The organism is Acinetobacter sp. YH12239, assembly GCF_013417635.1.
Lineage (GTDB): Bacteria > Pseudomonadota > Gammaproteobacteria > Pseudomonadales > Moraxellaceae > Acinetobacter.
On record NZ_VPDP01000007.1, the window covers coordinates 84,712 to 99,915 of the forward strand.

The 15,204-nt window shown below is 38.5% G+C and carries 11 protein-coding genes; 7 read left to right on the top strand and 4 right to left on the bottom strand.

Annotated features, from left to right (window positions below):
- The first annotated feature begins 190 nt into the window (after nucleotides 1–190).
- The 3 genes from FTV17_RS08080 (at nucleotide 191) to FTV17_RS08090 (ending at nucleotide 1,925) form a co-directional block, all read left to right on the top strand.
- Nucleotides 191–1,078 carry an SDR family NAD(P)-dependent oxidoreductase gene (locus FTV17_RS08080; protein WP_179998874.1) on the top strand — a complete coding sequence of 296 codons (888 nt, stop codon included), beginning with the start codon at nucleotides 191–193 and terminating at the stop codon, nucleotides 1,076–1,078.
- Between the two features lie 116 nt (nucleotides 1,079–1,194).
- Entirely contained in the window at nucleotides 1,195–1,494 is a 300-nt protein-coding gene (locus FTV17_RS08085; RefSeq protein WP_179998875.1) for a hypothetical protein, read from the top strand.
- Nucleotides 1,495–1,607: 113 nt separating this feature from the next.
- Complete coding sequence (locus FTV17_RS08090; protein WP_092767300.1) at nucleotides 1,608–1,925, top strand: hypothetical protein; 318 nt, start codon at nucleotides 1,608–1,610, stop codon at nucleotides 1,923–1,925.
- Nucleotides 1,926–1,983: 58 nt separating this feature from the next.
- On the opposite strand, the gene FTV17_RS08095 is transcribed toward FTV17_RS08090, so the two are convergent.
- Both FTV17_RS08095 and FTV17_RS08100 read right to left on the bottom strand, forming a co-directional pair.
- Nucleotides 1,984–4,179, bottom strand: coding sequence for a bifunctional SulP family inorganic anion transporter/carbonic anhydrase (locus FTV17_RS08095; protein ID WP_179998876.1), 2,196 nt, complete (start codon nucleotides 4,177–4,179; stop codon nucleotides 1,984–1,986).
- A gap of 198 nt (nucleotides 4,180–4,377) precedes the next feature.
- Entirely contained in the window at nucleotides 4,378–6,744 is a 2,367-nt protein-coding gene (locus FTV17_RS08100; protein WP_179998877.1) for a Tex family protein, read from the bottom strand.
- A 482-nt stretch (nucleotides 6,745–7,226) separates the two neighbouring features.
- Here FTV17_RS08100 and ompR point away from each other — a divergent pair, with 482 nt between their 5' ends.
- The 3 genes from ompR to FTV17_RS08115 all read left to right on the top strand — a co-directional run bounded on the left by ompR (nucleotide 7,227) and on the right by FTV17_RS08115 (nucleotide 11,285).
- A complete protein-coding gene (ompR, locus tag FTV17_RS08105; protein WP_035263934.1) occupies nucleotides 7,227–7,991 on the top strand; it encodes a two-component system response regulator OmpR in 765 nt (254 codons plus the stop codon).
- A 107-nt stretch (nucleotides 7,992–8,098) separates the two neighbouring features.
- On the top strand, nucleotides 8,099–9,559 hold the full coding sequence (locus FTV17_RS08110) for an ATP-binding protein (RefSeq protein ID WP_179998878.1): 1,461 nt from the start codon (nucleotides 8,099–8,101) through the stop codon (nucleotides 9,557–9,559).
- 208 nt (nucleotides 9,560–9,767) lie between these two features.
- Nucleotides 9,768–11,285, top strand: coding sequence for an acetyl-CoA hydrolase/transferase family protein (locus FTV17_RS08115; RefSeq protein WP_092767310.1), 1,518 nt, complete (start codon nucleotides 9,768–9,770; stop codon nucleotides 11,283–11,285).
- A 397-nt stretch (nucleotides 11,286–11,682) separates the two neighbouring features.
- Here the strand turns inward: FTV17_RS08115 and phoU are convergent, their stop codons facing one another.
- Both phoU and FTV17_RS08125 read right to left on the bottom strand, forming a co-directional pair.
- Entirely contained in the window at nucleotides 11,683–12,408 is a 726-nt protein-coding gene (phoU, locus tag FTV17_RS08120; RefSeq protein ID WP_035263928.1) for a phosphate signaling complex protein PhoU, read from the bottom strand.
- Between the two features lie 96 nt (nucleotides 12,409–12,504).
- Nucleotides 12,505–13,845, bottom strand: coding sequence for a TolC family outer membrane protein (locus FTV17_RS08125; protein ID WP_179998879.1), 1,341 nt, complete (start codon nucleotides 13,843–13,845; stop codon nucleotides 12,505–12,507).
- Nucleotides 13,846–14,136: 291 nt separating this feature from the next.
- Here FTV17_RS08125 and FTV17_RS08130 point away from each other — a divergent pair, with 291 nt between their 5' ends.
- The gene (locus FTV17_RS08130) at nucleotides 14,137–15,177 is read left to right on the top strand and encodes a hypothetical protein (RefSeq protein WP_257219908.1); all 1,041 of its coding nucleotides are present in this window, start codon (nucleotides 14,137–14,139) and stop codon (nucleotides 15,175–15,177) included.
- The last annotated feature ends 27 nt before the right edge of the window (nucleotides 15,178–15,204 follow it).

Sequence of the window (15,204 nt, forward strand, 5' to 3'; positions counted from 1 at the left end):
TACCATATCGTCTTTTTTCAGTTTTTTTACTCCTATTACCACAACAAAAAATTAGAGCATTTACTCTAAATTTTACAATGAATTCATAAACTTATGCCATGGATTATTTTCATTTTTCCACTATGCTGATTTGTATGACACGTTGAAAAATGCGTGTTGCACAATTCATTGCATTTATAGGGAGAATGAAGTGAATAAAAAATTAGAACAGCGTTTTAAAAAACGTGTCCATGGAAAAAATATTCTGATTACAGGCGCGTCCAGTGGTATCGGTTTAACTGTTGCACATCAATTGGCTGCGGCAGGTGCGCATGTATTATTGGTGGCACGAACTGAGGAAACTTTACAACAAGTAAAATATGAGATTGAGCAAAAAGGGGGAAAAGCTGACATTTTTCCTTGTGATTTGAATGATATGAGTTCAATCGATGCTGTAACGCAACAAATCTTCAATAGCGTCACACATATTGATATTCTAATTAATAACGCAGGTCGTTCGATTCGCCGTGCAGTCCATGAGTCCATCGACCGTTTTCATGATTTTGAACGTACGATGCAACTCAACTATTTTGGTGCTGTTCGCCTCATTTTAAATGTCCTTCCACATATGATAGACCGTGAACGTGGACATATTATTAATATTAGTTCAATTGGTGTATTAGCCAATGCTACACGCTTCTCTGCATATGTCGCTTCAAAAGCTGCATTGGATGCATTTAGCCGTTGCCTATCAGCTGAAGTACATGCGCATAATATCGCTATCACCTCGGTCTACATGCCTTTGGTCAGAACGCCGATGATCGCTCCAACTAAAATATATAAATACGTGCCAGCACTTTCACCGAATCAAGCTGCAGATTTAATCGCTGGTGCTATTGTGAACCGTCCAAAAAAGGTAGCGACTGGTCTTGGAAAACTTGCATCAATTACTTATGCAATTGCACCTGATATTAATAATAAATTGATGTCGATTGGATTTAATTTATTTCCAAGCTCTACTGCTTCTGTCGGTCGCCAAGAGAAATTAAACATTGTACAGCGTGCATATGCCCGACTATTTCCTGGCGAACATTGGTGATCGAACAAGTTAATTTAAATACTTTGTGAAATGATCTTGTTACATTTTCACTGTGTGATTTTAATTATTCTTTAAGAATTAAACGCCATGATCAGAACATAAAATAGGAGTTTGTCATGGCTCAAATTTATTTTTTTAGATTATTTTTTCTAGCAGTTGCTGTTTTGGTTTTCACTCAAATCATGAGCATGATTATTCAGCAACATTACTCATTCGATATCTTATTACAGCTAGGTTTATTTTTAATTTTGCTTGAGCTGGGATTCAACCTCAAACCAGCCGATGCTCAAAATAAAACTGAATTGGTTCAACAGCAGATGAATGATGCCAAAGCACCAAAGTCTTATGCATATCATTTGTCAAAAATAGGTTTAGGCACGATCGCATTCAGCTTGATCTTACCAAATCTTATTTAGTGCTAATCATGATTGAGTTCAAATCTAGGCGTAAAAAAAATTGTGAGATCATTCGTTAGGCGGTAGAGTTATGTTATAAACCTTGCATCTTATTGGTTTTATGCTTTGTACTTATGCGTGGTTTAGCTTTAGTGCTGCAATGTGCAGCCATCGCATTTGCGATATTCCTCATTTATCAAGTTACTCTCGGTTTTTATACTCAAGAATTTAAAGTTTTAGACGTAGTCGCTGATGTGGGCACTATTCTCATCTGTATCGATCTTGCCGTATTCTTGTGGCATAGCCGCCAAACTAAAGCTGCCAACCTACAAGACTATGCACAAAAGATCGAACAATCAGTTCCAAAATTCGTAAAAATTTCACGAAAATTAGGTCATCTCGGGATTTTATTGATCTTAACCAGCTGGATTGTCCCCATGATTAATGGATAAATTAAAAACCTCCCATTTGGGAGGTTTTTAATATCACTTACTGATGAAATGAGATCATTTAAGATAAAAAGTTGACTTGACCAGATTTCACATCATAGATTGCGCCAACAATCCCAATCTCTTTACGCTCAATCATGTCTCTTAGCGTGTCACTATTTTTAATAATATAATTAATATTATTTCGCACATTTAACACGGTTACAGCATCAATAAAATTGGTTGTAAGTTGATAATTACTCATATCATTTTTGACTGTTTCTGCCGCCTGCATAATCGGCTTCAAGAAATGCTGAACGTTCGGTGTATCTTTCAGTTGACTCAAATCCACCTTTTGCTCAAATAAATGACAAGCAGATCCTACCGCTCCACAGTCCGTATGCCCCAATACCACGATCAGTTTTGAACCCTTGGTTTTACATGCGAACTCTAAAGACCCTACGACTTTTTGACCAGCAATATTACCAGCAATACGCAAACTGAATAAATCACCGATTCCTACATCAAAAATGCGCTCTGTCGGTGCTCTAGAATCCATACAACCCAACACTGCTGCAATAGGATGTTGCCCTGCATTTGACGTAACTTGAATCTGGCGAGCAATATTATGGTGTAAACGCTGATGATTAATAAAACGCAAGTTCCCGTCTTTTAACATCTGTAAAACTTGATCAGGACTGAGCTGTTTTTGAAGTTCTTGCGTACTCACATCAAGATCGAGCTCGTCCTCTTTTATTTCAGGATAATGTGCTTTAAAACCCTGTAAATTAACTTTTACCCCCTGCTTTACCGCCACTTCACTTTGAAAGTCCTTAATAATTTGATAGATATCTGGATCAATATAATAGGTATTGGATGCATCGATTAGCACCGTTTCATGTGGTTTAATTTTTTCTAAAGCGGTGACGAGTGCGGCACGATTTAAAAAACTTAAATTCGGTGCTAATTCAATACGGGTAAGTGAGCCATGCAAATGTTTTTCATGGATCACACGTACACCACGGTGTAAATGATTCTGTAAGATAATCAATAAACTGATCACTAGACCAATCATGATGCCTTTCAGTAAATCAGTTGCAATGATTGCAACTACCGTGACAATAAAAGGTAAAAATTGTTTCCAACCTTGCGCATAAATCCGTTTAAATAGGCTTGGTGTTGCCAATTTAAATCCAGTCAAGATTAAGATTGCTGCCAATGAAGATAGCGGTATCGCATTAATCAATGGGGTGAGCGCCACCACTGCAACAATCAGTAAAAAACCATGAAAGATTGCAGAAAATTTGGTTTTAGCTCCACTGGTTGCATTCACTGAACTACGAACAATGACTGATGTAATCGGCATACCACCGATCAATCCTGACATAGAGTTTCCAACACCCTGTGCAAATAATTCACGATTCGGTGGTGATGAACGCTTCTGTGGATCCATCTTATCGGCAGCTTCTAAATTCAATAGTGTTTCAAGAGAAGCCACCACCGCTAATGTAATCGCACCCGTATAAATTAAACTATTATTCCAATACGAAAAATCTGGAAACTGGAAAATCGTTTCTGAACCAGAAAAGATATTCGGAAGATTAATCAATTGTTGAGGGTTTACTGCATATGGAGAGCCGATTTTCAACATGATAAAGTTAAGAAGTCCAGCAAATATCACCGCAATCAAGGCTGAAGGCAGCGGCAGTTTTTTTAATTTACTACTATCCCACAGTAGAATTAACGCAATACAACTCAGACCAATTAATCCTGAGCCGATATCAATATGACTCAGCACAGATTGAATTGACCATTGATCAATCAAAGCAAATCCTTTGACGTCCAAACCAATCAATTTAGGTAATTGACTGATAATCAGTAACAGACCAATCGCGGCAAGTAATCCCAAAATCACATTGGTGGGTACGAAATTTGAGAAAACACCTAACCTAAAAATACCAAATAATATTTGTAAAATTCCAGCTAAAAACAATGTGAACAAAAAGGCTTGATAATTACCTTGTAGTAATTCAATTTGGGTCAATACAATCGCCACTAAGCCTGCAGCGGGGCCAGATACACTGATATGTGAGCCGCTAAAAAAACCAACAACGATTCCACCAATCACGCCAGCAATAATGCCTGAAATGAGTGGTGCACCTGATGCATGAGCTATGCCCAAACAAAGCGGAAGTGCAACAAGGAAAACAACCAGACCTGAGAGCAAATCACGACTATAAAATCGAGGTTTCAGCTCTTTATTTTGAGATATACTCATGTTTAATTTCTCTTAATTATATGACTTATAAAGTTAAAAATAATTTTGAAGTGATGAATTAATTATTAAGTTTTTCTTGTTGTTTTATACCATCTTAAAGTTTACATTTAAAATAAATCACCTTGATGTTCTTCATTTATTTAAAAACATAAGCATAAAAAAACCTCCCATTTGGGAGGTTTTTTACCTGATTAAAGATTACTTCGAACCTTTAACCCCTGCTTGTAATAATAATGCACCTAAACCACCAATCTTCTGTTCTTGTGGTTTCTGCTGCTGAGGTTTTTTCGCATGTTGTGGGCGATCACCGTGTGGACGTGCTTGCTGAGGACGCTTCGCGTGTTGTTTACGCTCACCACGTTGCTCTTGCTGGCCATGAGTTTCACGACGTGGCTGGCGCGGCGCCTTCGCAGGTGCTTCAGATCCTGCAGGACGCATCGATAAATTAACACGATTACGTTCCACATCAACTTGTAACACACGCACTTGAACAATTTGCCCTGGTTTCACAAACTTATGTGGATCAGAAATAAATTCATTCGCTAGTTCTGAAATATGAACTAAACCATCTTGATGAACGCCAACGTCAACAAATGCACCAAAGTTCGTTACATTGGTCACTACACCTTCAAGCTCTAAGCCTTCAGTCAGTTGTGAAACCTCAGTAATGTCATCACGGAACTTCGCTGTACGGAACTCTGGACGTGGATCACGACCTGGTTTTTCAAGCTCCGCCAAAACATCTTGGATCGTTGGTAAACCAAATTTGTCATCAACAAACTCTTCAGGTTTAACCTGACGAATGATTTCAGTATTGCCAATAATATCTTTTACAGTGGTCGCTTTCGCTTCAACAATCTTGTTGACTAAACCATAAGACTCAGGATGAACTGCTGAAGCATCCAATGGCTCTGAACCATCTTGAATACGTAAGAAACCTGCAGCTTGCTCAAAAGTACGCTCACCTAAGCGTGGTACTTTTTTCAAATCTTGACGATTATCAAAACGACCATTCTCTTTACGGTAGTCTACAATTTGCTGTGCTATAGATTTGTTTAATCCTGCGATGTAACCCAAAATCGCTGAAGATGCTGTATTTACATCTACACCAACTGAGTTCACACAGTCTTCCACTACAGCTTCAAGCGTTTTTGCCAAGCCTGTTTGATTCACATCGTGTTGATATTGACCTACACCAATTGATTTAGGATCAATCTTCACAAGTTCAGCCAATGGATCTTGTAAACGACGCGCAATAGATACTGCACCACGAATCGATACGTCTAAATCTGGTAATTCTTGTGAAGCCAATTCAGATGCTGAATATACTGAAGCACCTGCTTCAGATACAGACACGCGCGTTAATTTAAGATCAGCATGAGCAGCCATCATTTCCGCAACAACAGCTTCTGTTTCACGACTCGCGGTACCGTTACCAATAGCAATTAGCTCAACATTGAATTCACGACATAAACGTGCCAATTCATTGATCGAACCTTCTTTATCTTCTCTAGGTGCGAATGGATAAATCGTGCTGTGTGCCAATACATCACCAGATGCATTCACGACAGCCAATTTCACACCCGTACGGATACCAGGATCCACACCTAAAGTAGTACGTGAACCTGCTGGTGCTGATAAAAGCAAATGACGTAAATTTTCTGCAAACACTTGCATTGCTTCTGCTTCAGCAGCCAAACGCTTTTCAGTCAGAAGTGAATGCTCAATTGTAGGGCGGACTTTGCCGAGCCAAAATAATTTTGCAGTTTGCTTCAGAAAATCTTGACGGGCTTGAGGTTGAACTTGATCAAGATTGTATTCAGTTTCAATGCGCGCCAAAGGAGCATCATTTTCACCATCAACTTTTAGACCGAGTACATTCTCTTGACGTCCACGTAACATTGCCAATAAGCGATGTGATGGAACTTTGTTTAAATTTTCAGAAAAATCGAAGTAGTCACGGAATTTTTTACCAACTTCTTTTTTCTCTTCACTAGCAACTAAGCTTTTTAACACTGCTGTTTTTGCAAACATCGCTTTAAGCTCTGTCGTGAGTGCAATATTTTGTGCCCAGTCATCAATGAGAATATGCTGAACAGCGTCTAATTGACTCTCTAAATCAGGATAATCTTCATGATTAAATCCTGCTAAAGCTTCTGCAGGTTCAACATTTTCATTATAGATTTTTTCAGCGATTGGGCCTAAACCAGCCTCTTTTGCTTTAAATGATTTACTCGTACGTTTTGGACGATACGGTGCGTAAATTTCTTCTAATGCATTTTTTGTTTCAACGGCATTGATGCGAGCTAACAAATCATCCGTGAGTTTATTTTGTTCTTTCAGTGATTCAATGACCTTTTCACGGCGTTCAAATAAATCACGAAGGTAAGTTAATCGGGTATCCAGTTGACGTAACTGCGTATCGTCTAAGCCTTGAGTTACTTCTTTACGGTAACGTGCAATAAATGGAACACTAGAACCTTCATCAATCAGCTTAATGGCAGCTTCTACTTGGTTTGGACGTACGGCAAGTTCACTTGCCAACTGCTGAACTAAGTCAGTCATCGTGTTAAATTCCACAAGGATAAGGACTAAAAGTTAGTGATTATAAAGACCGAGACTATAAAATCCACAATTGTTTTGAATATTTGCAATGAAATTTTAAATAAAAGTCTCAATTTTTCTGGTTTTATCTCCCAAAGAAAAAGCTTCAGGTGAAGTCTCTGATCAATTATGTGAGTGTAATGCGTCATTGTGTCATCACTTTGACAATGAACTAAAACATTTAACTCTTTAAAATCACTTTATTTTTCTGATTTTGATGTAAATTTCTTGCTTTCAATAGCACTTCAAATTAGCTTCATATTGAATAGCGATTTTATTTTAAATTATTTGTCTAATCACAGGTCAACACATGTTGTGATTTGGTTTCAAAACACGCTTAAAATTGTAATTTTGAGCAATTTGATACATAGTCTTAACAAGAACTTAGGCATTATACTGAGACAAATGAATATTTATAAATACAACTTTTAAGGGAGTGCATCATGAGTTTAGTTGTACCTGCTGAAAATACTGATGTAGTACACAATGACACTGACAGAGTTGAGCGCATTCTGGTCGTCGACGATGATGTGCGTCTTCGTACCCTTTTACAACGGTTTTTAGAAGATAAAGGTTTTGTGGTTAAAACCGCACATGATGCCACGCAAATGGATCGTTTATTACAACGTGAACTTTTCTCGCTCATTGTTTTAGATTTTATGCTTCCTGTGGAAGATGGTTTGAGCATTTGTCGTCGTTTAAGGCAGTCTAACATCGACACGCCTATTATTATGCTCACTGCACGTGGTAGCGACTCTGATCGTATTGCAGGGCTTGAAGCGGGTGCTGATGACTATCTACCAAAACCATTCAACCCAAATGAATTGTTAGCTCGTATACGAGCAGTACTACGTCGACAAGTTCGTGAGGTTCCTGGGGCACCAAGCCAAAATGTTGAAGTAGTTTCATTTGGTCCTTGGTCACTCGATCTATCGACTCGAACATTGACTCGTGAAGGTCAAGTGGTGACCTTAACTACTGGCGAATTCGCAGTACTTAAAGCGTTGGTGCAACATCCTCGTGAACCATTGACGCGTGATAAATTAATGAATTTGGCACGTGGTCGTGAATGGGGAGCAATGGAACGCTCTATTGATGTTCAAGTCTCTCGTTTACGTCGTTTAATCGAGGAAAATCCAGCGCGCGCACGCTACATTCAAACAGTGTGGGGTGTGGGATACGTATTCGTACCAGATGGCGCAGAATAATTTTTTAAACAATGGACTCCGCCATCAATGATGTCGGGGTCTTTATTTTATGTATTGAACAATTACGCACTCTTATTCCTTCTTAGCCCAAATTCTCAGGTTAGACCGTGAAACTTGATCCTATTGACCCACAAAAATTTAATGAGTTTGTTGCGTATTCAGAGCGAAAACGAACCAAATGGGAACGCTTTCTTGACAAAATCAAGCCGCGCTCCGCTGCTATGCGAACAACAGTTTTGGTTGTTTTTGTGGTGTTCTTTAGTCTGTTTATGTCACTTTGGTTTTTTTGGAAAACCCTCTATTTACCAGAGATTCAACAGCATGCACGCTACCTTGCGGTTGAACTCGAAATTATCAACAACCCCGACCTTAGAATTTTTCATGGTGACACTGAACTTGATGTCGACACATGGTTAAAACAGCGTGTTGGAATTGAATACGTCACTGACCCAGCTGCATTCCCCAACCAGCGCGATAAAGTCATCGCTGAATTCTTTACGAATCAAGTTGAAAAACGTTTGGCCAAAGAACTCGACGTGCCTGAAGTCACCGTCTATTTCCAATTTAAACCCAGCCCACGCATTTGGATTCAAACCCCAGAAATGAACGGGAATTGGGTTCAAGAGCCATTAAAAACTTATGCGAATTATAGCCCCGAATTGATTTTGGCATGGTTTCTTGGCGTACCGCTAATTTCAGCCATGATTATCTTAACTTTAGTTAGACAACTTAATCGCCCGCTACGCCGACTGCAAAATGCAGCAAATAGCTATAGTAAAACTGGAAAAGCCCCCTATCTTGAGACGAACCACGGACCTTTGGAAATCCGCCAAGTCAACCAAGCCTTTAATCATATGATTTATACATTGGAGCTCACTGAACGTGACCGTCAAATTATGTTGGCTGGTATTTCACATGATTTAAGAACCCCGCTCACTCGAATTCGACTGAGTGCCGAAATGATGTCAGATGATGACTTCCTGAAAGAAGGGTTAATCTTTGATGTGGATGATATGGATGCCATTCTTAATCAATTTATTTCTTACATGCGTGATGGTTCAGATGAAGACCTAAAAGAAACCAATATCAATACCCTTTTGCAAGAATTAGTTATTCAGTTTAAACCCCTGGATATTCGCTTTGAACCAGAAGAACTCCCACTGATTACTGCGCGTTCGCTTTCCCTCAAGCGCTTAATTGGTAACTTAATTAATAATTCTAAGCGTTATGGTGCTGAACCCATTGAGCTAAGTGCGAAAGTCGAGAAAGATCATCTACAAATTTGTGTTGCTGATCACGGTGATGGAATCCCAGAAGATCAAATTGAAGACCTTATGCAACCTTTTGTACGTGGCAATGAAGCACGAACAATCCAAGGGAGTGGTCTTGGTTTAGCCATTGTGAAACGAATTGTCGATATTCATGAAGGTGAATTAAAAATTCATAATCGTCCTGAAGGAGGTCTTGAAGCGATCATTTTACTGCCCCTTTCAACACCTAAAGTTGCTGATATTTCAACCAATAGCACCTTAGATAAAATCAGGCAAACCATCACCGAACGATTTTGATGAATGGTGAATAGTTGAACGGTTGAATTGGTTTAATTATTCACCACAATGAAAATTAAACATAAAAAACAAAATCTTACAAACCATAATATATCTTTATATCCGCATTTTTTGAAAAAATTAGACCTTAGCCTAACAGGGATGCAAAATGGCTCGCTTGATCGGTACAATCGGTGCCAGATCCAGAATATCAAGAGAAGAGTAAACCATGTCTTTAGATCGCATTCGTTTAGAGTCACTTCATGAAAAAGTCATTTCAGCTGAACAAGCTTCAACGTTTATTGAAGATGGCATGACCGTAGGTATGAGTGGTTTCACGCGTGCTGGTGAAGCTAAAGCAGTTCCATTGGCATTGGTAAAACGCGCTCATACAAACCCTTTAAAGATCACTTTAATCACTGGTGCGTCTTTGGGTAATGACTTAGATAAACAGTTAACTGAAGCTGGCGTATTGGCTCGTCGTCTACCTTTCCAAGTCGACAATACTTTGCGTAAGGCAATCAATAAAGGCGAAGTAATGTTTATTGATCAGCATTTGTCAGAAACTGTTGAACAAATGCGTAATAAACAATTGAAAAAGCCTGATATTGCAGTCATCGAAGCTGTAGCAATTACTGAAGATGGTGGCATCATTCCAACTACTTCAGTAGGTAACTCAGCAAGCTTTGCAATCTTTGCAGAAAAAGTAATTGTTGAAATTAACACAAATTTAAGCCCAGCATTCGAAGGCTTGCACGATATTTATATCCCATCTTATCGTCCGACACGTCAGCCGATTCCTCTCACTCAAGTTGATGAGCGTATTGGTACACATGCAATTAATATCGATCCTGCTAAAATTGTTGGCATCGTATTTAACAGCGAATTCCATGATTCTCCATCAACAGTGACTGCACCAGATGATGAGACTCAAGCAATTGCAAACCACTTAATCGAATTCTTTGAAAAAGAAGTCGCTGAAGAACGTCTTCCTAAAAATTTAGGTCCATTACAAGCAGGTATTGGTTCAATTGCCAATGCGGTATTAACGGGTCTTAAAGAATCGAATTTTGAAGATCTCATCATGTACTCAGAAGTACTTCAAGACTGTACTTTTGAATTAATTGATGCTGGTAAAATGAAATTCGCTTCTGGCTCCTCAATTACACTTTCTGCCCGTTATGGTGAAAAAGTATTCAATAATCTTGAGCAATACAAAGACAAACTTGTATTACGCCCTCAAGAAATTTCAAACCACCCAGAATTGGTCCGCCGTTTAGGGATTATCGGGATCAATACTGCGCTTGAATTTGACATCTACGGCAATGTGAACTCTACGCACGTATGTGGTTCAAAAATGATGAATGGTATTGGTGGTTCAGGTGACTTCGCACGTAATGCGCATATCGCAATCTTCGTGACAAAATCAATCGCTAAAGGTGGTGACATTTCATCTGTAGTGCCGATGGCATCTCACGTAGATCACACAGGTCATGACGTAGACGTTCTTGTGACTGAACAAGGTCTTGCTGATTTACGTGGTCTTGCACCGCGTGAACGTGCACGTGCAATCATCGATAACTGTGTTCACCCATTGTATAAAGATGCATTAAACGACTATTTCGATCGTGCATGTGCTAAAGGTGGACAAACTCCTCACCTACTCACTGAAGCACTCTCTTGGCATTCTAATTTTGAAGAAACAGGTCATATGTTATCTGCACCTGCTGAAGCAAAATCTGCATAAGTATGAATTTGAAAAAAGCCCTGATATTCAGGGCTTTTTTTATTTCAACGATTCTAAAATACTTTTAAATCATCATGATAATTGACATAAACCAATAAAATAGGCAGGATTGGATAAGACACTTAAATGTGAACAAGTTTACATTTTATTAATATTAAATTACACAAAATCACACTTTTTCAGCTGAACTTTACACATAATTTGAATATTATTATTTCATAGCAAGATTATGAGTGAACAAATAATAATAACAGTGTACTGTTTCATCAGTTTTCCTTCCTAGATTTCCCCCAAAATCTAGGAATTTTTTTGTCTATATGTTTTACAAAATCAAGTTTAATATCCACATAAAAAAACCTCGATATTCGAGGTTCTTGTGTATGAGATGAATTCTATTTTAATGATTACCTTGAACTTTTTCTTCAATCTCTTCCACACTGGTGTGTCGTACATCATAGCCTTTAGCCATATAAATCACTTGCTCAGAAATATTACGCGCATGGTCACCAATACGCTCTAGAGAACGCAGCACCCACATGACATTCAGAACGCGAGAAATATGACGAGGATCCTCAATCATGTAGGTCATTAATGTACGTGTAGCAGATTGATATTCACGATCGATATCTGCATCAGCCAACAATACTTTAAGTGCTTGCTCTGCATCAACACGTGCAAATGCATCCAATGCATCATGAATCATTACTCGAACTTGGTTACCGATATGACGTGTTTCCATATAACCACGAGGTGACTCACCTTCTTCACATAGATTTTGGGCTATACGTGCAATTTTAGCTGCTTCATCACCTATACGTTCTAAATCGGTATTGGCCTTGCTCATTGCAATCACCATACGGAGGTCACTCGCAGCAGGATGACGGCGTACTAAAATCAAAGTCAAGCCTTCATCAATTTCACGCTCATAGCGGTTTACCGTATTATCTTGAAATTGGACATCTACAGCCAAATTCACATTGGTGTCTAAAAGAGCATGAATGGCATTAGCAACTTGTTGCTCAACCAAACCACCCATTGCCATAAATTTGGTATGGACATCTTGCAAATCTTCGTTAAATTGAGAAGAAATATGGTGGCTAAGTACAGGATTATTAGAGCTCAAAGTCTTATTACTCCACACAGCGTGAATGGATTGAAATTTTTGCCATATTAAAGCATATCAATTGTGAATGTTTGATGACAAAACAATCAATTCATTCTATTTTTCAACTAACCATGCATTCATTTGACGAAGCTCATTTTCATTCAGTTGACCTACAGAAGCCTTCAACCTCAACACATTCAACACATAATCATATTGAGCATTCACAAAATCTAATCGTGTTGCAAAAGCATTTCTTTGCGCAAGCAACACATCAACCATATTTTTAAGCCCTTCATCATACTGAGCTTGGGATGCTTTCGCGACTAATGCGGAAGAATCCATGGCAGCTTTACGCGCTTGCAATGTAGCACTATCCATATCAATTTGTAGGTAAGATTTTTTAGCATCTGTGGTTGCTTTACGTATCGCAGCTTCTAATTGGCGTTCCGACTTTTCAACATTTTTTGTCGCTTTATCAATATTAATTTTAGTTCGTCCACCGGTGTAGGCATTCCAGTTCATTTCTACACCCACCTGATCAAATTTCCCATCACTTGATATAGCTGTTTGTGGTGACTGTTCACTATAACCATAAGTGGCTACTGCTTCGACTTGAGGGTAAAGCGCCGCTTGCTCTACACGCCGTTGATCATTGGCATATTGACGTTGCAAACGCGCTTGTATAATTTCAAGATTCTGTTCTTGAGCCAATTTGGTCCATTCACTCATGATATTCGGTACAGGCTTTTGATACTCGAAATCATCACTTAAAACAGCGAGCTTTTCTTGATAAGGCCCAATCAACTGAGCAAGTTGCTCTTGTGCCAAGATCAGTTGAACACCTGTCGCAATTCGATTTGCTCGCGCATTTTGATATTGTGCATTCGCTTCGCTGACATCACTTTCAGCAACCAAGCCTTCTTTAAGTTTGGCATTCATCATATTGAGCTGCTCAAATAAGGCTTTTTCTTCTTGAGCGTTAGTGAGCGTTAAAGCCTGTTGACGTAGTACATTAAAATAAGCTTCAGAGACATTTAATATATGTTGTTGCTGTTGCTGTTTTAAAGTGACCTCACTCAGTTGAACTGAGGTTTTTACCTGTTTATATCCTTGCCAAGCATCCATTCTGAAAATGGGTTGCCGTGCAGTAATCGCAATTTGACGAGTGGTCGATGTCGATGCCAACAGGTCAGAACTATTAAAAAAAGGATTCGATTCTGTACTTGAACGATTTACGTCTTGGTTTTTACGCGTCACATTTCCTGAAACAGTTACTGTCGGCAGCAAATTACCTTTTGCTAAACCTATATTTAACTGATCAGCCTCATACTGCAAAACGTTGGCTTGCCAATTTGGATCAGTTTGCTTTGCTCGCTCATAGGCTTCAACGAGGTTCAATGCAAAGCTCATCGGGCTAAGCGCAATTAAACTGACTGCAAGTAGAGTTTTTTTCATGATAATGACTTCACAGTACCTTAAGCATTTGAATAACAAGTAATTAGAATAGGTTGTTGCAAATATAATCTTTAATCGAGCTTTTTACGTATCAATTTTATTATTTTTTCATTTAATCCGGAGAATTATTTTGAATTATGCGCATTGATGTATGTTTTTCATACATTATTTTAACGCTTGATTGCGAAGCAACTACAATAAATTTCACTGTACGGTTTTAAAATAAGTGAAAATCTATTTGCGCCTCATTTCACACTTTAACTGTATTTTTATATCTCAATGAAGTCATTTTTGCACACGTTTAAGCCTATTCGTCAATTATTGACTCTTATGGTCGTAAGTCTTGGCTTAACTGCGTGTCAAAAGCCAATTTCCGAAGAAATTCCTACTGAATCTCCAAACCCAACCCAAAACCAGAACACCACACCTGATCTCGACCTCATTTGTCAAAAACTCAAAAAAGAAATGCTCGGGATAACTGCTCAACGGACTACATTCGCCATTGAGCAAATCAATCAAGATATTCGACTTTGTCTTCCCTTAATGCCATTTCAGGAACAGAAAGAATTGATCGGTTTGGCAGACATCATGTATAGAAATTTCTTAAGTATAGATCGATCACCTGATCAGCAAAAAGCTTTTGATTTATATGCTCATGACCAGTCGCAATTTCCGACGATTCAACAATCACAAATTGAAAAATTACATCCACGAGATCAATATTTACTTCGGCACAAGGGTCAAGCATATATTGATCTCGTCGATATTAACCACCAAGCAACTTACAAAAGAAACCCATACTATTTAGCACGAGTATTTGCCCCCTATTTCCCTGAGGCAGAACAAGCATTTATGCAGGAACTTGCTGAACAAAATCAGCAAGCACAATTTGAAGATCCTCATTTTCATCTTGAAGCACAAGAGATTTCTAGACGTGCCCAGTATTGGGAAAATTATCTAAAAAAATATCCTCAAAGCAGTTTTCGTTTAGATGCAGAGTACCTTTACCATTTTTATTCAAATTTATTATTTAAAGGTCTCAAACATGATCCTGTTTCTCATGATTTTGAAGGACGTGTTGAAATTGCACCCGATGCTTTAGCTGAAATCGAACAACTCGCAAATATGAAAAATAGTCGTTTAGCAGATCAAGCGAGACTTTTCTTAAAATTTATCGAACTGGATTCACAACAAAAAAGTAAATTAACTTCCAATCAGACTGATCAAAATCCGCAAGTTCTTATACAGCTAAGTCGCTATTTAAACTTAAAAACTGTTGATCTTGAAAATCGTCGTAATTGCTTTAAAGATGCAATTTGTTATGCATCATAGTCTGATGACTTTAATCTGACTTTATAT

Excerpts from the sequence above, each read along its gene's own strand:
- ompR (WP_035263934.1), top strand. The coding sequence starts at position 7,227 with ATGAGTTTAGTTGTACCTGCTGAAAATACTGATGTAGTACACAATGAC.
- FTV17_RS08085 (WP_179998875.1), top strand. The coding sequence starts at position 1,195 with ATGGCTCAAATTTATTTTTTTAGATTATTTTTTCTAGCAGTTGCTGTT.
- FTV17_RS08115 (WP_092767310.1), top strand. The coding sequence starts at position 9,768 with ATGTCTTTAGATCGCATTCGTTTAGAGTCACTTCATGAAAAAGTCATT.
- FTV17_RS08090 (WP_092767300.1), top strand. The coding sequence starts at position 1,608 with ATGCGTGGTTTAGCTTTAGTGCTGCAATGTGCAGCCATCGCATTTGCG.
- FTV17_RS08125 (WP_179998879.1), bottom strand. The coding sequence starts at position 13,845 with ATGAAAAAAACTCTACTTGCAGTCAGTTTAATTGCGCTTAGCCCGATG.
- FTV17_RS08100 (WP_179998877.1), bottom strand. The coding sequence starts at position 6,744 with ATGACTGACTTAGTTCAGCAGTTGGCAAGTGAACTTGCCGTACGTCCA.
- FTV17_RS08095 (WP_179998876.1), bottom strand. The coding sequence starts at position 4,179 with ATGAGTATATCTCAAAATAAAGAGCTGAAACCTCGATTTTATAGTCGT.